This window comes from Nocardia sp. CDC153, from assembly GCF_035818515.1.
GTDB lineage: Bacteria > Actinomycetota > Actinomycetes > Mycobacteriales > Mycobacteriaceae > Nocardia.
Map to the genome: position 1 here is coordinate 272,753 of NZ_JAYKYU010000001.1, position 23,316 is coordinate 296,068.

General features: G+C 71.8%; 2 protein-coding genes (1 of these 2 running past the window's edge). Both read left to right on the forward strand.

The annotated features are described in order from the left end of the window. On the forward strand, positions 1–4,449 hold the end of the coding sequence (locus tag VMT65_RS01345) for a non-ribosomal peptide synthase/polyketide synthase (protein WP_326306053.1). The gene continues 13,434 nt to the left of window position 1, outside the view; only the last 4,449 of its 17,883 coding nucleotides appear in the window; its start codon lies off the left edge, out of view; its stop codon occupies positions 4,447–4,449. Further along, entirely contained in the window at positions 4,449–23,312 is an 18,864-nt protein-coding gene (locus tag VMT65_RS01350; protein WP_326306054.1) for a non-ribosomal peptide synthase/polyketide synthase, read from the forward strand. The genes VMT65_RS01345 and VMT65_RS01350 overlap by 1 nt, the downstream gene beginning before the upstream one ends. The last annotated feature ends 4 nt before the right edge of the window (positions 23,313–23,316 follow it).

Below are 23,316 nucleotides of genomic sequence, written 5' to 3' on the forward strand. Positions count from 1 at the left end.
TGGCAGCCGCTGAGCGTGCAGTACGCCGACTACGCGCTGTGGCAGCACGCGCTGCTCGGCTCGGAGGACGACGCCGACTCGGTGGCCGCCACCCAGCTCGACTACTGGCGCACCACCCTGGCCGGACTGCCCGACCAGCTGGACCTGCCCACCGACCATCCGCGCCCGGCCCGACAGAGCCTGCACGGCAACTACATTCGGCTCCCGCTCGACGCCGAACTCCACGCCCGCCTCACCGAGTTGGGCCGCGCGCACGGCGCGACCCTGTTCATGGTCGTGCACGCCGCCTTCACCGCCCTGCTGGCGCGGCTGTCGGGCACCGACGACATCGCCGTCGGCACCCCGATCGCGGGCCGCGGCGACCGCGCCCTCGACGATGTGATCGGCATGTTCGTCAACACCCTGGTGTTGCGCACCAGAACCGATGCCGCGGAATCCTTCTCGGCTCTGTTGGGACGGGTGCGGTCCGGTGACATCGCGGCCTTCTCGAACGCCGACGTGCCGTTCGAGCGGCTGGTGGAGGTCCTGAACCCGGTGCGCTCGACCGCCCGCCACCCGCTCATGCAGGTGGGGCTGTCCTTCCAGAACGTGGAGCGCGCCGAGCTGGCCCTGCCCGGTCTGACCGTGGCCGAGATCGAATTCGACACCCACGTGGCGCAATTCGACCTGCACCTGTTCGCGGTCGACCACTACGCCGGGTCCGGCGCGCCCGCCGGGGTGGACCTCACCCTGGGCTACGCCACCGACCTGTTCACCGACGCCACCGCGCAGCGGGTCCTGGCCGCACTGGCCCGGGTGCTGGAAATCGTCGCCGCGCAGCCGCACCTGGCCATCGGCGATATCGATCTGCTGGGCGCGGGCCTGCGGCAGCGGGTGCTGCACGACTGGAACGCCACGGCCCGCCAGCTCGCCCCGGCCACCCTGGCCGATCTGGTCGACACCCAGGTGGCGCTCGCGCCGAACGCCGTCGCGGTGCTCGACGGCGAGACCACGCTCGGCTACGCCGAATTCGACGCCCGGGTCAATCGCCTGGCCCGCGCGCTCATCGGGTACGGGGTCGGACCCGAGACCGGTGTGGTGCTGGCCATGCGCCGCGGCATCGACCTGGTGGTGGCCATGTACGCGGTGGTCAAGGCGGGCGGCGCGTACGTGCCCATCGACCCGGACCATCCGGCCGAACGCATCGCCTACATTGTCGAAACCGCCGCTCCGGCAGTGATTCTCACCACCGCCGCCGACGGTGTGCCGTTCACCGCGCAGGTGCCGGTGCTCGAGGTGGACCGACTCGACCTCGGCGGCCTGCCCTCGGGCCCGATCACCGACCGCGAGCGGGTGCGCCCGCTGCGCGAGCAGCACCCGGCCTACGTCATCTTCACCTCCGGCTCGACCGGCCTGCCCAAGGGCGTGGCGGTGCCGCACGCGGCCATCGTCAACCAGTTGTACTGGCTGCAGGCCACCTTCGACCTGGGTGCGACCGACCGCGCGCTGCTCAAGACCCCCGCCACCTTCGACCTGTCGGTGTGGGAATTCTGGTCGGCCCTCACCACCGGCGGCAGCCTGCTGGTGTCGGCCCCGGGCGACGAACGCGATCCGGACCGCCTGCGCGCTCTGATCGAGACCCACGGGGTCACGGTCCTGCACCCGGTGCCGTCGCTGCTGGGCATGCTGCTGGCGGGCGGTCCGCTGCCCGCGACGGTGCGCACCGTGCTGGCCATCGGCGAGGCGCTGCCCGCCGCCACCGCCACCGAGTTCCTCGACCGGCACGCCGAGAAGGGATCGGCCGCACGGCTTTTCAACCTCTACGGCCCGACCGAGGCCGCGGTGTCGATCACCGCGTACGAGGTGCGCGAACGCCATCGCCACGCGGTGCCGATCGGCTCGCCCGCCTGGAACAGCCGCGTCTACGTGCTCGACGCCCGCCTGCAGCCGGTTCCGATCGGCGTGCCCGGCGAGCTGTACCTGTCCGGTGCGCAGCTGGCGCGCGGCTACCACGGCCGTCCGGCCCTGACCGCCGACCGGTTCGTGGCCGATCCCATTGCGGGCGGCCGCATGTACCGCACCGGCGATATCGTCCGGTGGCGGGCCGACGGCGCGCTCGAATACGTGGAACGCGCCGACTTCCAGGTCAAGATCGGCGGCTTCCGCATCGAGCTCGGCGAGGTGGAGGCGGCCCTGCGCCGGCAGCCCGGCGTGAGCGCGGCGGTCGCCGTGGCCCGGGCCACCGAGGGCGCGGGGGACCGGCTGGTCGCCTACGCCGCGGTCCCCGGTACCGCCGAGGAGCGCCGCGCGGAGGTGTCGGCCGCGCTGCGCGCCGCACTGGCCGCCGAGCTGCCGAAGTACATGGTCCCGGCCGCGCTCGTGGTGCTGGAGGCCCTGCCGCTCAATGCCAATGGCAAGGTCGATCGGGCCCGGCTGCCCGAACCGGTCTTCACCGTGGCGGCCTACCGCGAGCCGGTGGCCCCGCTGGAGCGGGCCGTGGCGGCCGTCTTCGCCGAGATCGTGGGCGCGGACCCGGCGACCGTCGGCCTGGACGCCGACTTCTTCGCCCTGGGCGGCAATTCGCTCATGGCGACCCGCCTGGCCGCCCGGCTCGGCGCGGACCTCGGTGTGCGCGTGCCGGTTTCGGCCCTGTTCGAGGCCCCGACCGTGGGCGGGCTGGCGGAATGGATCGCCGCCGCCGAGCCGGCCGGCGCCCGCCCCGCCCTGACCCGCCGCACCGAGTCGGGCCCGGCCCCGCTCTCGCTGGCCCAGCAGCGCATGTGGGTGCTCAACCGCCTGCACCCGGAGTCGGGGGCCTACAACGTGCCCGCCGCCGTCCGGCTCACCGGCGAGCTGGACCGGACCGCGCTCACCGCCGCCCTGCGAGATCTGCTGGAGCGCCACGAGATTCTGCGCACCCGCTACCCCGAGGTGGACGGCGAGCCCGTGCAGGTGGTGCTGGAACTCGGCGACCTCGACGGCGAGCTCACCCCGATCCCGGTGTCCGAGAGCGAACTCGGGGCACGCCTGCTCGCGGCCGCCACCGTCGGCTTCGACGTCACCGCCGCGCCACCTGTTCGCGCGCACCTGTTCGCGCTGTCGCCGTCCGAGCATGTGCTGCTCGTGGTGCTGCACCACATCAGCACCGACGGCTACTCGGCGCTGCCCATGACCCGGGATCTCATGCTGGCCTACACCTCCCGGCTGGCCGGTGCCGCGCCCGCCTGGGCTCCGCTCGAGATCCAGTACGGCGACTACGCCGCCTGGCAGCGCAGTGTCCTCGGCTCGGACGCCGACCCGGAGAGCCTGCTGTCGCGGCAGCTGGCCTTCTGGGTGGACGAACTGTCCTCCGCGCCGGAGCAATTGGCGCTGCCCACCGACCGACCCCGGCCCGCTCGACGCGAAATGCTGGGCGACACCGTCGAATTCGCCGTCGACACGGAACTGATCGAGGCCCTTTCGGCCCTGGCCACTGCGCGGGGTGCCACCCTGTTCGCCGTCGTGCACGCCGCCTTCGCGGTGCTGTTATCGAAACTGTCGGGCCAGCGCGACATCTCGATCGGCGTCCCCGTCGCCGGTCGCGGCGAGCGCGCGCTGGACGAGCTCATCGGCATGTTCGTCAATACCGTCGTGCTGCGTACCGAGGTGGACGGCAAGCTGGCCTTCACCGACCTGCTGCGGCAGGTGCGCGACCGGGATCTGGCCGCCTTCGACCATGGCGACGTGCCGTTCGAGCGGGTGGCCGAGGCGGTGCTGGCCGCCACCGGCCGGTCCCGCTCGGCGGCGATCAACCCGCTGTTCCAGGTGGCCTTCGCCTTCCAGAACATGGCGGCGGGCGCGGTCGAACTGCCCGGCCTGACGGTCGAGGCCGTCGAGCCCGGACTGGTCGAGGCCAAATTCGACCTGCAGCTCACCGCCATCGAACAGCGTGACGCGACCGGCCTCCTGACCGGTCTGGCCATGCGATTCGATTACGCCACCGACATTTTCGGCGCCGAGTCGGTGCGCCTGCTGGCCCAGCGGCTGCTGCTGGTCCTGCGCGCCGTGGTCGCCGATCCGCAGGCCCCGGTGCGCGCCATCGACATTCGCACCGAGGCCGAGCGCACCCGCCGCCCCGGCACCGGTGCGGCCAAGACGGAATCCGCTGCGCCGCGGCAGGCCGCGCCCGCGGCCGACCTGCCCGCGCTCATCGCCGCCGCGGCGGCGGCCGACCCCGCGTCGGTCGCGCTCGTCCACGGCGACCACACCGTGACGTTCGGGGATCTCGCCGAGAAGATCGCCGCCACCGCCCGCGCCCTGGGCGCCGCCGCGAAGCCGGAGGCGCTGGTGAACGTGGCACTCGCCGGACTGGTGCCCGGCATTCTGGCCGCCCTCGGCGCGGCCGGACTCCACCAAACCCTGAGCACGCTCACCGCGGCCGCGCAGGCGCTGGTCCTCCGCTCGGAAAGCACGTCGGAAGGAAGCCTCTGATGCACTACGCAGAGTCCATCACCACCAGCCGAACCGGCCGGGTCACGGCCCTGCGCCGCGCCTACGGCGTGGGCGACCTACCCTGCCTGATCGCCGTGGTCGCCGACCTGGAACCCGATCGCACCGCCCTACGCTACGGCGGGGACACCGTCGCCTACGGCGCCCTCGCCACCGAGATCGCCATGCTGGGCGAGGCCATGGGCGGCGCGCTCGAGCCCGAGGCGCTCATGCAGGTGGTGGTGTCGGGTCAGCTGCCCGGACTCCTCAACGAGGAGGGCGGGCTGACCGCCACCCTGGAGGCGCTGGTCGACGACGCCGTCCTGGCCGCCTCGGATGTGCTCGACCCGAAGCTGGCCCCGGTCGAGACCCTGAGCACCCTGTTCCGCGAGCAGGTGCAGCGTACCCCCGACGCGACGGCCCTCGAGTACGAGGGCGAAACCCTCACCTACGCCGAATTCGCCACGCGTGTCACGGTTCTCGCACGCCACCTGCGCGGCCTGGGCGTCGGCCCGGATGTACTGGTGGGTCTGGCGGTGCGACGCTCCTTCGAACTGCTGGTCGGCATGTACGCCATCCTCGAGGCGGGCGGCGCGTACGTCCCCATCGACCCCGATCACCCCGCCGAGCGCATCTCCTATGTGCTCGAGGTGGCCCAGCCCGCGGTGGTGCTCACCACCACGGCCGACCAGCCGGGGTTCGAGGCCGCGTGCCCGGTGCTGCGCATCGACGAATTCGAGGCCACGGCAAAGGAACTCGGCATCTCCGGCGAACGGGTGCTGTCCCCGGCCGACGATCCGGAACTGCCGCAGCCGGGTCCGGACAATCTCGCCTACGTCATCTTCACCTCCGGCTCCACCGGCCGCCCCAAGGGCGTGGCCATCCCGCACCGCGCGGTCATCACCTTCCTGCGCTGGCAGCAGCGGCAATTCCGGCTCACCGAGCAGGACGCCACCCTGTTCAAGACCAGCACCACCTTCGACGCCTCGGTGTGGGAGATCTTCTGGCCGTTGCAGAATGGCGCGCGCGTGGTGCTCGCCACCCCGCAGGGCCACCTCGATCCCGCGTACCTGCTCCGTCTGATTCGCGAATCGCAGGTCACCACCACGTTTTTCGTCACCCAGATGTTGTCGGCGCTCTTGGCGGAGGTGATGCGCAGCGGGGAGGACATGCCCGACTCACTGCGCTATCTGCTGACCGGCGGCGAGACCGTGCCCGTGAGCATCGCCGCTGACTTCCGCAGCGTCAGCGGCGCCACCCTGTTCGACGTGTACGGCCCCACCGAGTCCACCGTGCTGGCCACCGCCCACGAGGTGACCGCCGCCGATATCGACTCCATTCCGATCGGCAGCCCGGGCGACGACGTCGACCTGCTGGTGCTCGACGAGGATCTGCGTCCGGTCCCGGTCGGCGTGGTCGGCGAACTGTACGTGGCCGGACCGCAATTGGCCCGCGGCTACCTGGGCCGCGCGGCGCTCACCGCCGAACGCTTCGTGGCCAATCCGGAGGGCCCGTCCGGCGATCGCATGTACCGCACCGGCGATCTGGTGCGCTGGGTGTCGATCGACGGCGGGCCGGACGAACTGGAGTACGTGGGCCGCAGCGACTTCCAGGTCAAGATGCGCGGCCTGCGCATCGAACTCGGCGAGGTGGAGTCGGCGCTGCGCCGCGAGAGCGCGGTCGCGCAGGCCGTGGTGCTCATGCACACCCGCCCGAACGGCGAGCAGGCGCTGGTCGGCTACGTGGTGCCCGCCGACGGTTACGAGATCGACAGTGCCGCCGTGCTTTCCACAGTCCGCTCGCACGTGCCCGAGTACATGGTGCCGTCGCTGCTGGTGCCCATGGCCGAACTGCCGCTCAACGTGAACGGCAAGGTGGACCGGCAGGCATTGCCCGAACCGGTGTTCGCCGACACCACCGCCGCCTACCGGGCGCCCGCCACCCCCGCCGAGGAGGCGGTGGCGGCCATCTTCGCCGATCTGCTCGACCTGACCGTGGTCGGCGCGGACGACGACTTCTTCGGTCTCGGGGGCAATTCGCTCATCGCCACCCGCGCCATCGCCCGCATTCGGGAGACCCTCGGGGTGAGCGTGGACGTGCGCGACTTCTTCGAACGCCCGACCGTGTCCGCGCTGGCGGCGCTCGGTGACGCCGGTGGCCCGGCCGTTCGACCGCCGCTGACCGCGGGACCGCGCCCGGACCACATTCCGCTCTCGCCCGCCCAGCAGCGCATGTGGTTCCTCAACCACTACGCGCGCAGCGAATACGACCCGGCCGCCGACGAATTCGATCCGTCGGCCGTGGACAACATGCCCTTCGCGCTGCGTCTGCGCGGCGAGCTGGACACCGACGCACTGGGCGCCGCCTTCGCCGACGTGATCGAACGCCACGAATCGCTGCGCACCTACTACCCGGCCACCGAGGCGGGCCCCGCCCAGGTGGTGCTGCCCGCCGCCGCGGTGGACCTGTCCCCGCGCGAGGTGCCCGAGGAGCAGCTGCGCGCGACCGTACTCGCCCTGGCCGCACAGGGATTCGACGTGACCGCCGAGGTGCCGCTGCGCGCCCGGCTGCTGCGGTCGGGCCCCGACGACCACACCCTGGTGGTGGTGGCCCACCACATCGCCGCCGACGGCGCGTCCGTCGCGCCGCTGGTGCGCGACCTGGTCATGGCGTACCTGGCGCGGCAGTCGGGGCAGCGCCCGCAGTACGAGCCGCTGGCCGTGCAGTACGCCGACTACACGCTGTGGCAGCGCGCCTGGATGGGCGACGAATCCGATCCGGAATCGGTGTCCGCCCGCCAGATCGCCTTCTGGGCGGACGAACTCGCCGATCTTCCGGCGCAGCTGGACCTGCCCGCCGACCGCCCGCGCCCCGCGGCCTCCACCTTCCGGGGCGCGACCTTCGAGACCGTGCTGGACGCGCAGCTGCGGGCCGCCGTGGACCGGGTCGCGGCCGAGCACCGCGCCACCCCGTTCATGGTGCTGCACGCCGCGCTGGCCACCGTGCTGGCCCGACTGTCGGGCACCGGCGACATCGCCATCGGCACCCCCGCGGCCGGACGCGGTGACCAGGCCCTGGACGACCTGGTCGGCATGTTCGTCAACACGCTGGTGCTGCGCGCCGAGGTCAAGGGCGCGGACTCCTTCGCCCGGCTGATCTCCCATGTGCGAGACCGCGATCTGCGCGCCTTCGCCCACCGCGACGTGCCCTTCGAGCGACTCGTCGAGGTCCTCAATCCGCCGCGCGCCCGCAACCGGCACCCGCTGTTCCAGGTGGCGCTGTTCATGCAGAATCTGGGCGAGCTCTCCGCCGCGCTGCCGGGCCTGAGCGCCGAGCAGCTCGACTTCGATCCCGGCATCGCCAAATTCGACCTGCAGCTGACCGTGGTCGGCGACGAGGACCGCTACCGCGTCGAATACACCTACGCCACCGACCTTTTCGACGAGCACACGGTGCGCGAGTTCGCCGCCAAGTTCACCCGCGTGCTCACCGCCGCCACCGCCGACGCCACGGTGGCCGTCGGCGATATCGAACTCCTCGACGCCGGGGAGCACGACTATGTGACCTCGAGCTGGAACGCCACCGGGGCCCGCGTCCCGGACCTGTTCCTGCACCAGGGCTTCGACGCCCAGGTCGCGCGCACCCCCACGGCCCGCGCCCTGGTCTTCGGCGACACCGAACTCACCTACGCCGAGCTCTCCGAGCGGGCCAACCGGCTGGCCCGGCACCTCATCGCCGGCGGGGTGGGCCCGGAATCGCTGGTGGTGTTGGCCATGGCCCGCTCGGTGGAGCTGGTGGTCGCCATGTACGCGGTGCTGCGCGCGGGCGGCGCGTACGTGCCGGTGGATCCGGCGCACCCGATCGAACGGGTCGGCCACATTCTCGCGACGGCCAACCCGCACGCCGTGCTCACCACCCGCCGCGACGGCTTCGTCCTCCCCGAATCCGTCGATGTGCCGGTGCATCACCTCGACGAGCTGGATCTCGCCGACCATGCGGCGGGCAAGATCGGCGATCGCGAGCGGCGCGCGATCCTGCACCCGGACCACCCGGCCTACGTCCTGTTCACCTCGGGCTCCACCGGCCAGCCGAAGGGCGTGGCGGTCACCCATCGCGCCATCGCCAACCAATTGGCCTGGATGCAGGCCGAATACGGCGTGCAGGGCCGGGATGTGTACCTGCAGAAGACCGCCACCACCTTCGACGTCTCGCTGTGGGGCTACTTCCTGCCGCTGCGCGCGGGCGCGACCCTGGTGGTCGCCACCCCCGACGGCCACCGCGATCCCCGCTACCTCGCCGAAACCATTGCCGCGCACGGTGTCACGCTCACCGACTTCGTGCCGTCCATGCTCGCGGTCTTCGCCGCCCACGCCCGGGCGGGCGAACTCGATTCGCTGCGTGATGTTTTCGTCATCGGCGAGGCGCTGCCGCCGGAGACGGTCGCCGCCTTCTGGACGGTCAGCGACGCGGGTGTGCACAATCTGTACGGTCCCACCGAGGCCGCGGTGTCCATCACCTTCCGCGAGGCGCACCGCTCCGATGCCCTCACCGTCCCGATCGGTGAGCCGGAGTGGAATTCCCAGGTGTTCGTGCTGGATTCGCGCCTGCACCCGGTGGCCATCGGGGTGCCCGGCGAACTGTATCTGGCCGGTGTCCAGTTGGCGCGCGGCTATCACGGCCGCGTCGATCTCACCTCGGATCGCTTCGTGGCCAACCCCTTCGGGCGGCCCGGCGAACGCATGTACCGCACCGGCGACCTGGTCAAGTGGACCGAGGACGGCGAGCTGGTCTACCTCGAGCGCCTCGACTTCCAGATCAAATTCCGCGGCCAGCGCATCGAACTGGCCGAGATCGAGAGCGCGCTGCTGCTGGCCCCCGAGGTCGCGCAGGCGGCGGTGCGGCTCATCACCGCCGACACCGGTGACTACCTGGCGGGCTATGTCGTCGCGGCCCCCGGCGCCGAGGTCGACATCGACACCCTGCGCGAGAGCCTGACCCGGGTGCTGCCGTCGTACATGGTGCCGACCGCCATCGTGGTCCTGCCCGAGCTGCCGCTCAACTCCAGCGGCAAGCTCGACCGCAAGGCGCTGCCCGTTCCGGAATTGCGCGCCAAGGCTTTCCGTGCCCCCGTAGATGCCGCCCAGCGCCTGGTCGCGGCGGTGTTCGCCGAGGTGCTGAAGGTCGAGCGGGTCGGCCTGGACGACGACTTCTTCGCCCTCGGCGGCAGCTCGCTCGACGCCGCCGGGGTCACCGCGCGCCTGGGCGCGGAACTCGGTACGCGAGTCCCGGTCCGCGTGCTCTTCGAGGCCTCCACCGTCGAGGGCCTGGCCGCCGTCCTGGTCGCCACCAATCCCGACGCGGCCCGACCCGCCCTGGTCGCGCGACCGCGCCCGCAACGCATTCCGCTCTCACCCGCCCAGCAGCGCCTGTGGTTCCTCAACCGCATGGAGGTCGAGGAGGGGGAGCGCAGCGTCTACAACCTGCCGATCATCCTGCGGCTCACCGGCTCCCCGGACATCGCCGCGCTCGAGCAGGCGGCCCTGGACGTACTGGCCCGCCACGAATCCCTGCGCACCACCTACCCGGATTCCGAATCCGGCCCCTACCAGGACATTCTGGATGTCGCCGACATCGGTCTGAGCCTCGGCCCGGTCCCGGTCGCGCCGTCCGACATCATGGGCACGATCGCCGCTTTCGCCGCTGCGGGGTTCGACGTGAGCCGCGAACTGCCCTCCCGCATCGGCCTTTTCGTCATCGACGACGAGCGCACCGACGCCACCGAATATGTGCTGGCCGTGGTCGTGCACCACATCGCCGCCGACGCCCTGTCCCTGCCGCCGCTGATCGCCGACCTGATGCGGGCCTACACCGCCCGCATCGCGGGCGTCGAACCCGACTGGGAACCGCTCCCCGTCCAGTACGCCGACTACAGCCTCTGGCAGCACGAACTGCTCGGCGACGACCGCGAGCCGGGCAGCCTGGCGCACGAGCAGCTCCGGTTCTGGCGCGAAACGCTGGCGGGCCTGCCGCCGCAGTTGTCCCTGCCCACCGACCGTTCCCGCCCCGCGCTGCCTACCAATGCCGGTGCGTCCGTGCCCTTCTCGGTGGATCCGGCGGTCGCCACCGGGCTCCGGGAACTGGCCCGCGCCCACGGCGTCACCATGTTCATGGTCGTGCACGCGGCCTTCGCAGCGCTGCTGGCACGCAGCAGCGGCACGGCCGATATCGCGGTCGCCTCCCCGATCGGCGGGCGCGGCGAACGCGAACTCGACGCCCTGATCGGCATGTTCGTCAATACCCTGGTGCTGCGCACCCACGTGGACTGCGAACTGTCCTTCGCCGATCTGCTGGCCCGGGTCCGCGCCGCCGACCTGGCGGCCTTCGCCCACGCCGAGCTGCCGTTCGAGCGCGTCGTCGACGCGCTGGCCGTGGATCGCACCACCGGCGCGGCCCCGCTCGCCCAGGTCATGCTCACCTTCACCGACGCCGTCCGCATGGGCGACGCCGACTCCTTCGCGCTGCCCGGTCTGACGGTGCGCCCGGTCGAGATCGACGACCCCACCGTGAAATTCGATCTGCACCTGGTCGTCGGCGACCAGGGCGCGGACGCCGGACTCACCGGCGCCCTGCGCTACGCGACCGACCTGTTCGACGCCGCCACCGCCGCCGCGCTCGGCGACCGCCTGGGCCGGGTGCTGGCCGCCATGGCCGCCGACCCGACCACCAGGGTCGGCGATCTGGACCTGCTCGACGCCGACGAGCGCGCCCGAATCCTGCACGAGTGGAACGAGACCGGTGTCGAGCTGAACAGCGGCTCGACCCTGGTGTCGCTGTTCGAGGCACAGGCCGAGCGCACCCCCGGCGCGACCGCGATCACCTACGAGGGCTCGAGCCTGTACTACGCCGAATTCGCCGGTCGGGTCCGGCGACTCGCGCGCTGGCTGATCGCCGAGGGCGTCGGACCGGGCGACCTGGTGGCCCTGGGCATGCGACGCTCGCTCGACCTGGTCGTCGGCATGTACGCGGTGCTCACCGTCGGTGCCGCCTACGTTCCGCTCGATCCGGACCATCCGGCCGAGCGCACCGAATACATTCTGGCGACGGCCGATCCGGTGACCGTGCTGACCTCCGGTGAGGACCTGCTCGTCGACACCGCCCAGGTGCGGATCGATCTGCTGGACCTGTCGGCCTACTCCGACGACGTGCTGACCGACGCGGATCGTCTGGCGCCGCTGCGCGAATCGAACTACGCGTACGTGATCTTCACCTCGGGCTCCACCGGTCGACCCAAGGGCGTGGCGGTGCCGCACTCGGCCATCGTCAACCGCCTCGTCTGGATGCAGTCCGAATACCGGCTGGCCGCCGACGACCGCGTGCTGCAGAAGACCCCGGCCACCTTCGACGTGTCGGTGTGGGAGTTCTTCTGGCCGTTGCTGATCGGCGCGCGCCTGGTCGTGGCCCGCCCGGACGCCCACCGCGATCCGGCGACGCTCGCGGAACTCATCGTTCGCGAAGGCGTTACGGTCACCCACTTCGTGCCATCCATGCTCGCGGTGTTCGTCGCCACCCTGGATGGCCAGGAATCCGGTGGAGCGGCCGCCGCGCGCTGCACCGGCCTGCGCAAGGTCTTCGCGTCCGGTGAGGCGCTGTCGCCGCGCCACGCGCACCGCCTGCGCGAGCTGACCGGCGCCGAGCTGCACAACCTGTACGGCCCCACCGAGGCCGCCGTGGACGTGACCTATCACGAGGTCACCGATGCCGATGTCGACACGGTGCCGATCGGCCGCCCGGTCTTCAATACCCGGCTGTACGTGCTGGATTCGCAGCTGCGTCCGGTCCCGGCCGGTGTCGCGGGCGAGCTGTATCTGGCGGGCGACCAGCTCGCCACCGGGTACGTGGCCCGCCCGGACCTCACGGCGGACCGCTTCGTGGCCAATCCCTTCGGGACTTCCGAGCGCATGTACCGCACCGGCGACCTCGTCAAGTGGAACCGGGACGGCGAACTGGAATACCTGGGCCGCACCGACTTCCAGGTGAAGCTGCGCGGCCTGCGCATCGAACTCGGCGAGATCGAATCCGCGCTCACGGCACTGGATTCCATCGCCGCGGCAGCCGTCCTGGTGCGCGGCGCCAATCCGCAGCTGGTCGCCTACCTGGTTCCCGCCCTCGGTGCGGAGCCGTCGGTCAGCGCCGTGAAAACCGCCCTGGCCCAGCGCATTCCGGCCTACATGGTGCCCGCGGTCTACGTGTGGCTGGATGCGCTGCCGCTCAATGCCTCCGGCAAGCTCGACCGTGCCGCGCTGCCCGCGCCCTCCGCCGCCACCGCCCTGCGCGCGCCCACCGGACCCGAGGAGCGGATCGTCGCGGACGTCTTCGCGTCCCTGCTCGGCGTCGAACGGGTCGGGGCCGACGACGACTTCTTCGCCCTCGGCGGCAATTCGCTCATCGCCACCCAACTGGTGGCGCGCCTGGGCCAGGTCGCGGGCGTGCGGCTGCCGCTGCGCGCGGTGTTCGACGACGCCACCGTGGCGGGCCTGGCGGCCCGCATCTTCGCGGCCGACGCCGAATCCGTGGTCGAGCTGCCGCCGATCTCGGTGCAGGAGCGCGGCGACCGTATTCCGCTGTCCATCGCACAGCAGCGCATGTGGTTCCTCAACCGCTTCGACATTCGCGACGGCTACACCATCCCGTTCGCGCTGCGGCTGACCGGTGCGCTGAATCTCGAGGCCCTGCAGGCCGCCGTCGCCGATGTGGTGGACCGGCACGAGACCCTGCGCACCCTCTACCCCGAGCACGACGGTGAGGCGAGCCAGCTCATCCTGCCCGCGGGCACCCGCCTGATCGACCTGGTGCCCGAGCGCGTCTCCGCCGCCGCACTGCCCGGCCTGGTGGAAGCGGTGGCGCGCACCGCCTTCGACGTCACCGCGGAGGTGCCGTTCCGGGTGCGGTTGCTCGAGCTGGCCGAGGAACCGAACACCTACCTGCTGGTCATGGTGGTGCACCACATCGCCGCGGACGGTTGGTCCTTCGGCCCGCTCACCCGCGATATCGCCACCGCCTACGTGGCCCGCTGCGCGGGGGAGACCCCCAAACTCCCGCCGCTGCGGCTGCAGTACGCCGATTTCGCACTCTGGCAGCGCGCGGCACTGGGCAGCGCCGCCGACGCCGACTCCGTGCTGGCCCGCCAGCTCACGCATTGGACCCGTCGCCTGCACGGGGTGCCGGACGTGCTGGCGCTGCCGTCGGACCGGCCCCGCCCGGCCGTGGCCAGCGGTCGCGGCGCGGGCCTCGGCGCTCGTTTCGACGCCGAATTGCACGCGGCCATCCTGGAATTCGCGGCCGCGCGCCGGGTGACGCCGTTCATGGTGCTGCACACTGCGCTCGCGGTCACGCTGGCGCGGCTGTCGGGCACCGGTGACATCGTCATCGGCGCGCCGGTGGCCGGGCGCGGTGACGAGGCCCTCGACGATCTGGTCGGCATGTTCGTCAACACCCTGGTGCTGCGCACCGAGGTGCGACCGGACGCCTCGCTGGACGATCTGCTCGCGCAGGTCCGCGACACCGATCTGACCGCCTTCGACCACGCCGTGGTGCCCTTCGAAATGCTGGTCGAGGCCGTGAATCCGGTGCGCTCCCAGTCGCATTCACCGCTGTGCCAGGTCACGCTGACCCTGCAGAACCACACCCGGCCGAACATCCGGCTGAACCGCCTGGCCATCGAGGCGCTGCCGGTCGACGCCACCGCCACCCAGTTCGATCTGGACTGGACCCTGGCCGAGACCACCGACGCCACGGGCGCGCCCGCGGGCATCGACGTCTACATCACCTATGCCACCGACCTTTTCGACGCCGACACCGTCGGCGGCTTCCAGGCCGGCTTCGAGCGCGTGCTGCGCGCCTTGCTGGCCGATCCGCGCACCGCCGCCGGGGATGTGGAACTCATGTCCCGCGCCGAACGCGGTGAGCTGCTGTGCGATCGCAATGCCACCGCCCGCGCGCTACCCGCCGAGACGCTCGCCGACCTGCTGGACGCCCGGGCCGCCCAGGATCCCGACGCGGACGCCATGGTTTTCGAGGGCCAGCGGCTCGGCTACGCGGCCATGGCCGAGCGTGTGAATCGCCTTGCCCGGCTGCTGATCTCCGAGGGCGTCGGCCCGGACATCATCGTCGGCGTCACCTCCCAGCGCTCGTTCGACATGGTGATCGCGCTGTACGCCGTGGTGGCCGCCGGTGCGGCCTATGTGCCGGTCGATCCGTCCCACCCGGCCGACCGCATCGCGCACATCCTCGCCACCTCCGAGGTGTCGCTGGTGTTGTCCGTCGGCGGGGCGGAGCTGCCCGCACTCGACGGCGCGCGCGTCATCGACGTCACCGAGCTCACGGAATCCGGTGCGTTGGAGGCTCTCTCGACCGGCCCGGTCACCGACGCCGACCGGCGCGGGGTCCTGCGCCCGGACAATCTCGCCTACGTCCTGTACACCTCCGGCTCCACCGGCCTGCCCAAGGGCGTGGCGACCAGCCACCGCGCCATCATGAACCAGCTGCGCTGGCTCGAACACCGCTATGGCGTCACCCGCGCCGACCGCATCATGCAGCGCGCCCCGCTGGCCTTCGACGTCTCGGTATGGGAGTGCTTCCTCCCGGCGCTGGTCGGTGCGCCCCTGGTGATTCCGCGCCCCGGCGGCCATCAAGACCTGGACTACCTGGCCGGGCTCATGCGCGAATTCGGCGTCACCATCGCCGAACACGTGCCGTCGGTGCTGGCGGCCCTCATCGCCGAGGGTCACGGCGACGCCCTGCGCTCGTTCCGCCACCTGCACACCGGCGGCGAGGCGCTGCCGGTCGAGCTGCTCGGCCGCCTGCGGGAGTTCGTGGGCGGTGCCGTGCACAATGCCTACGGCCCGACCGAGGCCGCGATCTCGACCATCTACCACGAATTCTCCGACGCCGACCCGGATTTCGAGGTCGCCATCGGCCGGCCCAACTGGAACACCCGCGCCTATGTGCTCGACGCCCGTCTGCGCCCGGTGCCCGCGGGTGTCATCGGCGAGCTGTACCTGGCGGGTGCGCAGCTGGCCCGCGGCTACCAGGGCCGGGGCGGGCTCACCGCCGACCGGTTCGTGGCCGACCCCTTCGGCATTCCGGGCGCGCGCATGTATCGCACCGGCGACCTGGTGCGCTGGAACCGCGCCGGTGACCTGGTCTACATGGGCCGCAACGACTTCCAGGTGAAGCTGCGCGGCCAGCGCATCGAACTGGGGGAGATCGAGGCCGCCCTGCTGGCCGCACCCGGGGTGGCCAATGCCGTGGTCGTGCTCGCCCGCGACACCGTCGGAACCGATTGCCTGGTCGGCTACGTCTCCGGCGCGGGCCTCGACGCCGACACCGTGCTCGAGCACGCCCGCACCCAGCTGCCCTCGTACATGCTGCCCGCGCACCTGGTGGTGTTGGACGAGATGCCGCTCACCAGCGTCGGCAAGCTCGACCGAAACGCCCTGCCCCCGGCCGAATTCACCGCCGCCACCGTCGCCTACCGCGCGCCCCGCCCCGGCACCGAGACCGTCCTGGCCGGGCTCGTCGGCGACCTGCTCGGCGGGGTCACCGTCGGTGCGGACGACGACTTCTTCGCGCGCGGCGGCAATTCGCTGCTGGCCATGCGCCTGGTGGCGCGGGCCAATGCCGCGCTCGGGGCGGACCTGACCGTGCGTCAGCTCTTCGAGGCCCCGACCGTGGCCGAACTGGCGACCCGCATCGGCGGCGGCGGACCCGGGCTGCCGCTGCGGCCCCTGCCGCGCCCGGAGCGAATCCCGCTGTCCCCGGCCCAGACTCGCATGTGGCTGCTCAATCGCCTGGACCCGGACTCGGCAGCCTACAACGTGCCCTCGGCCATCCGCGTCACCGGCGAGATCGACACCACCGTGCTGCGCGCGGCCTTCGCCGATATCGTGGCCCGCCACGAGGTGCTGCGCACCATCTACCCGGCCGACGCGGACGGGGTCGGCTACCAGCTGGTCCTGCCCGCCGACACCGTCCCGCTGGACCTCGAACTGCGGACCGACGCCGACGCGGCGGACCTGTCCTGGCTCGAGGAGTTCATCTCGCGCGGCTTCGACGTCACCACCACGGTTCCGGTGCGCGCGGCCCTGATTCGCGAATCCGCGCACAGCCACGTGCTGGCGGTGGTGCTGCACCATATCGCCGGTGACGGCCAGTCGACCGATCCGCTGCTGCGTGACACCATCACCGCCTACCTGGCCCGCGCCGCGGGCAGCGCCCCGGCGTGGCCGGAGCTGTCGGTGCAGTACGCCGACTACACGCTGTGGCACCGGGCCGTTCTCGAACAGACCGCCGAGCGCGAGCTCGCGTACTGGACCGCGAACCTCGCGGACCTGCCCGAGGAGCTGCCGCTGCCCACCGACCGCCCGCGCCCGGCCGTCGCCTCCTTCCGGGGCGAGCGGGTGCAGGCGCGACTGGACGGCGGCCTCGCCGCGGCGGTCAAGCGAATCGCGGAGGCACACAACGCGACTCCGTTCATGGTGTGGCACGCCGCGCTGTCGGTGCTGCTGGCCCGGCTGTCTGGCACCGACGACATCACCATCGGCACCCCGCTCGACGGGCGCGGCGACGCCGCCCTCGACGACCTGGTCGGCATGTTCGTCAACACCCTGGCCCTGCGCACCCGGCCCACGGCGGATCTGCGATTCGACGAACTGCTGGCCCAGGTCCGCGACGTCGACCTGGCCGCCTTCGATCACGCGAGCGTCCCGTTCGACCAGGTGGTGGAGGCCCTCGGCGTGGTCCGCACGCAGGCCCGCAATCCGCTGTTCACGGTGGCCCTGAGCTACATGAACCTGGTCTCGCAGACCTACGCGGTGCCCGGACTGGTGCTCGAGCCGGTGGACTTCGAGCATCGGGTGGCCCGCTTCGACCTGCAGTTCACCGTCTCCGACGAGCCCGATGTGGACGGGCACCTCGCGGTCGAATTGAACTACGCCACCGACCTTTTCGACGCGGCCACCGCGGCCGGGCTGCTGCGCCGCCTGGGCCGGGTGCTGGGCGCGGTCGCCGCCGATGCCACCGTGCGTATCGGCGAGATCGAGCTGCTGGCCCCGTCGGAGCGGGCGGTGCTGCTGGACCGCACCGCGACCGAACGGGTTATTCCGCGCACCCTCGGCGAGGTCTTCGCCGAGGCCGCCGCGCGGCATCCGGATGCGATCGCGCTGCTCTACCGGGGTCGCGAGCTCACCTATCGGGAACTCGACGCCGAGTCCTCGCGGCTGGCCCGGGTGCTCATCGATCGCGGCGTCGGCGCGGAAGACTATGTCGCGCTGGCAATTCCACGCTCCGACCTGACCTTGCTGGCCGTGTGGGCCATCGCCAAGTCGGGTGCGGCGTTCGTCCCGGTGGACCCCAACTACCCGGCCGACCGCATCGAGCACATGCTGTCCGACTCGGGCGCGACCTTCGGACTCACCGTCACCGCGAGTCGCGACCGACTGCCAGGCGCAGCCGAGTGGCTGGTACTCGACGCACCTGAATTCCAAACGGCTGCAGCAGAACTCGACTCGTCGCCGATCGCGGCCGGCGAACTGCGCCGTCCCGTCCGAGTCGCCAATCCGGCCTGGATGATCTACACCTCCGGGTCCACCGGCCTGCCCAAGGGCGTCGTCGTCTCGCACGGCGGCGTGGCGGGCGTCGCGCTCAGCCAGCGTCAGCGCTACCGCGTCGGCGCGGATGCCCGTGTGCTGCAGGTGTCCTCGCCCAGCTTCGACGCCTACCCACTGGAATTCCTCATGGCCACCGCGGTCGGCGCGCGCCTGGTGATCGCACCGGCCGACGTGTTCGGCGGTGCGGAGCTCACCGACCTCATGGCCGCCGAAGGGGTGACCCACGCCTTCATCACGCCGTCGGTCCTGCAGACCCTGGACCCGGCGCGGCTGCCGGAGTTCCGCGAACTGTCCATCGGCGGTGAGGCGTTCGGCCCGGAGACGGTGGCCCACTGGACCACCGGCCGCCGCGCCGTGCACAACGGCTACGGCCCGACCGAGACCACCATCACCTCCAATATCAGCGCCCCGCTGCTGCCGGGCGAACCGGTCGAACTCGGCGCGACGACGGCGGGCATGACCGCGGTCGTGCTCGACGCCCGGCTGCGGCCGGTGCCGGTGGGCGTGACCGGTGAGCTGTACCTGAACGGTCCCGGCGTGGCGCGCGGATACCATGCGCGGCCCGGACTTTCGGCCGAACGCTTCGTCGCCGACCCCTACGGCGCGCCGGGGGAGCGGCTCTACCGGACCGGCGACCTGGTGCGGTGGGCGAGCCGCCCGGACGGCCGCCGCGTGCTCGAATACGTCGGCCGCGCCGACCACCAGGTCAAGGTGCGCGGCCTGCGCATCGAGCTCGGGGAGATCGACGCGGCGCTGACCGCCCACGAGTCCGTCGAATTCGCGGTCACCCTCGGGCACACCGGCGAGTCCGGTGCGGTGTCGCTGGTGTCGTACGTGGTGGCCGCGCCCGGCCACACCATCGACGTCGACGAACTGGCGACCCACGCCCGTCGATCGCTGACCGCCTACATGGTCCCCGCCGCCATCATGGTGCTCGACTCGATTCCGCTCACCCCGGTCGGCAAGTTGGACCGAAAGGCGCTGCCGGAACCCGTCTTCCGCACCGCCGAGTTCGTGGCGCCGCGTACCGACGCCGAACGCACGGTCGTCGAGGTGCTCGCCGCCGTCTTGGGCGGCGTGGACACCGAACGGATCGGCATCGCCGACGACTTCTTCGGCCTGGGCGGCAATTCGCTCACCGCCACGCAGGTGGCCGCGCGCTTGAGCGCCGCCTTCGGCGCACGCATCCCGGTGCGCACGGTCTTCGAGCATTCGACCGTCGAGGCGCTGGCCTTGGCCGCGCTCGCGGCCGAGCCCGAGACCGGGGAGCGGCCGCCGCTGGTGGCCCGCACCGGCGACGGTCCGGTGCCGGTATCGCTTGCACAGCAGCGCATGTGGTTCCTCAACCGCCTGGATCCGGACTCCACCGCCTACAACATTCCGCTGCCCATCCGCCTGACCGGCCCGCTGGACGTGGCGGCACTGACCGCCGCCATCGCCGACGTGGTGGTCCGGCACGAGGTGCTGCGGACGGTCTACCCCGAGACCGAGTCGGGGCCGGTGCAGGTGATCCTGCCCGCCGCGGCGGCCACGGAACTGCCCGCGCTGGAACCCATTCCGGTGACCGAGGAGACGGTCATGGCGGCCGTGCTCGAGGTGATCGGCCGCGGCTTCGACGTCACCGCGACCGTGCCGCTGCGCGCGGCGCTGTTCGAACTGGCTCCCGAGGATCACGTCTTCGTCGTCGTCATGCACCACATCGCGGGTGACGGCACCTCGCTGGCCCCGTTGGCCCGCGACGTCATGACCGCCTACGCGGCCCGCAAATCCGGTGTCGCCCCGGCCTGGTCGCCGCTGCCCGTGCAGTACGCCGACTACGCCGTGTGGCAGCGGGCGCTGCTGGGCTCCGAGGACGATCCCGCGTCGGTGGTTTCGCGGCAACTGCGCTTCTGGACCGAGACCCTGGCCGGACTGCCGCCGCTGCTCACCGTTCCCGCCGACCGGCCCCGCCCGGTCGTGCTGGACACCACCGGCCGCCGCGTCGACTTCACCATCGACGCCGAAACCCACTCGGCCCTGGTCGAATTGGGCCGGACCGGCGGTGCCACCCTGTTCATGACGGTGCACGCCGCCTTCGCGGCCCTGCTGTCGCGGTTGACCGGTTCGACCGATATCGCGGTCGGCACCCCGGTCGCCGGACGCGGTGACGCCGCGCTCGACGACCTGGTCGGCATGTTCGTCAACACCCTGGTGCTGCGCACCGAGGTGGGCGCGGCCGAGGGCTTCACCGACCTGCTGCGGCGGGTCCGGGCCGGGGACGTCGCGGCGTTCGACCACGTGGACGTGCCCTTCGAGCGTCTGGTCGAGGTGCTCAACCCGGAACGCTCCACCGCGCGGCATCCGCTGGTGCAGGTCGGCTTCTCCTTCCACAACCAGGAGCAGGCCGCCTTCGATCTGGACGGGCTCGCGGTCAGCGCCATCGAATTCGACACCGACGTCTCGCAATTCGATCTGCACCTGGTGGTCATGGACCGCTACGACGCCGACGGCGCACCGGCGGGCCTGACCGCGACCATGACCTACGCGACCGCGCTGTTCGACGAGGCCACGGTGGCCGGGTTCGCCGAGCGCTTCACGCGGCTGCTGGCCGGGGTCATCGCCGATCCGCACGCCCCGATCGGGGATGTGGACATTCTCGGCACGGCGGAATCCGCACGGCTGCTGCGGGATTGGAACGGCGCGGACTCGGGATTCCCGGCGGCCGGACTACTGGACGCCTTCGACGCCCAGGTGCGGCGCACGCCCTTCGCCATCGCGGTGGTCGAACAGGGTCGGGCGCTGAGCTACCGCGACTTCGCCGAACGCGTCGACCGGCTGGCCCGGGTCCTCATCGGCGCGGGCGTCGGACCGGAAACCCTGGTGGCACTGGCGCTTCCGCGCAGTATCGAACTGCTCACCGCCATGTACGCCGTGGTGCGGGCGGGCGGTGCGTATGTGCCGCTGGATCCCGCGCACCCGCTCGAGCGCACCGCCATGGTCCTCGAAACCGCCGCGCCACCGGTGATTCTGACCAGCGCGGCCCGCCCCATGACGCTTCCGGCCGGACTGCCCGAGGCGACGACCGTGCTCGATGTGGCGTTGGCCGAGGATCGATCCCTGCCCGGCGACCCGATTCGCGAGAGCGAGCGCCACGCCCCGTCCCGGCCCGCCGATCCCGCCTACGTGATCTTCACGTCGGGCTCGACCGGCAAGCCCAAGGGCGTGGCCGTCCCGCACGCGGCCGTCGCGCACCAGCTGGACTGGATGCAGTCGGAATACGGGCTGTCCGAGGACGATTCGGTGCTGTGGATGACCTCCGCCGCCTTCGACCTCTCGATCTGGGAACTGTGGTGGGCGCTGCGCACCGGGGCCCGGGTGGTGCTGGCCGCCGAAGGCGCGCAACACGATCCGGAGGGCCTGCTCGATCTGGTGCGCCGGGAGTCGGTCACCACGCTGACCCTGGTGCCGTCGCTGCTGGCGATGCTGGTCGATGTCGCCGACGGCGGGCTGCCGGAATCCCTGCGCCGCCTGCTGGTCATCGGTGAGGCGCTGCCCACCGAGACCGTGCGCCGCGCCCGCCGGGTCACCGCCGCGCGCATCGACAACCTGTACGGACCGACCGAGGCGGCGGTGTCGGTCACCCGATTCCGCACCGACGCGCCGATCCGTCAGGCCGTGGTGCCCATCGGCACCCCGGAGGCGGGCACCCGGGTGTACGTCCTCGACGACCGGCTGCGGCCGGTGCCGGTCGGTGTCACCGGCGAGCTGTACCTGGGCGGCGCGCAGCTGGCCCGCGGCTACCACGCTCGCCCGGAGCTGACGGCCGAGCGTTTCGTCCCGGATCCGTTCGGCCCGGCCGGTTCTCGGCTCTACCGCACCGGCGATCTGGTGCGCTGGACCCGGCCGGTCGACGAAACCGGTTCCGGTGTCCTGGAATTCGTGGAGCGCCGCGACTTCCAGGTCAAGGTGCGGGGCTATCGCATCGAGCTGGCCGAGATCGAGCACGCCCTGCGCTCGCATCCCGGTGTCGCCGACGCGGTCGTGGTGGTGGACGGCACGGGCGATTCCGCGCGGCTGGTCGGCTATTTCGACGCCGCCGACGCGATCGACGCGGCGCAGATCCGCTCCCGGCTGGCCGGACTGCTGCCCAGCTACATGGTGCCCGAGGCCCTGATGGCCCTGGACGCGGTGCCGCGCAATGCCAATGGCAAGGTCGATCGCGCCGCACTGCCCGCGCCGGTCTTCGCCACTCGCGAATACCGGGCTCCCGCAACCGAAGTCGAGATCGCGCTGTGTGCGGTCTTCGCCGAGGTGCTGGGTGTCGAGCGGGTCGGCCTGGACGACAACTTCTTCGAGCTGGGCGGCAATTCGCTGCTCGCGGTCCGCCTGGCCACCCGGCTGGGGGAGACGCTCGGCCGCAAGATTCCCGTCGTCCTGGTCTTCGCGGCCCCGAGCCCGGCCGAAATGGCGGAGCCGCTGGGCGCTTCGGGCGGCATCGACGCCGACGCCGCGTTCGCCGTCCTGCTGCCGTTGCGGCCCGCGGGGACCGGCGCGCCGCTGTTCTGCGTCCACCCGGTCGGCGGTCTGTCCTGGTCCTTCGCGGGCCTGGCCGCCCACCTGGACGAGGACCGGCCGATCTACGGTCTGCAGTCGCCGACCCTGTCCGCCGATGTGCCGCTGCCGGATTCGATCGAGGAGTGGGCGGCGCGCTACGTGCGCGAGATCCGCGCGGTCCAGCCGGAGGGCCCCTACCACCTGCTCGGCTGGTCGCTCGGCGGTGTGCTCGCGCACGCCATGGCCGTGCAACTGCAGGACGAGGGGCAGGAGGTCGCCCTGTTGGCCATGCTGGACAGCTCGCTGGAGAGCGAGGTCGATCTCGAGACCGCGGTCCCGGTGGCCGAGCTCATGGGCGCGGCGGCCGGGCTGGTCGACCTCGAATCCGAGGCGGGGGCCGAACGGATCGCCCGCATCATCGACGGCGCCCGCGCCTCGTTCCCGCTCATCGGCGCCTACCGGCCACGCCGATACAAGGGCGATCTGCTGTATTTCCATGCCGCACTGGACGATCCGAGCGGCACCCGCGGCGTCTCCGCCTGGACCGACGCCATCGACGGCGAACTCGACAACCACGCCGTGCCCGCCACCCACTGGCAGCTGACTTCGCCCGACGCGCTCGCGAACATCGGCCGCGTCCTCAACGCCCTCACCCCGCGGACTTAGAAAG

What these genes read in the sequence shown, in the direction of transcription:
- VMT65_RS01350 (WP_326306054.1), top strand. Translation starts at nt 4,449, where the DNA reads ATGCACTACGCAGAGTCCATCACCACCAGCCGAACCGGCCGGGTCACG.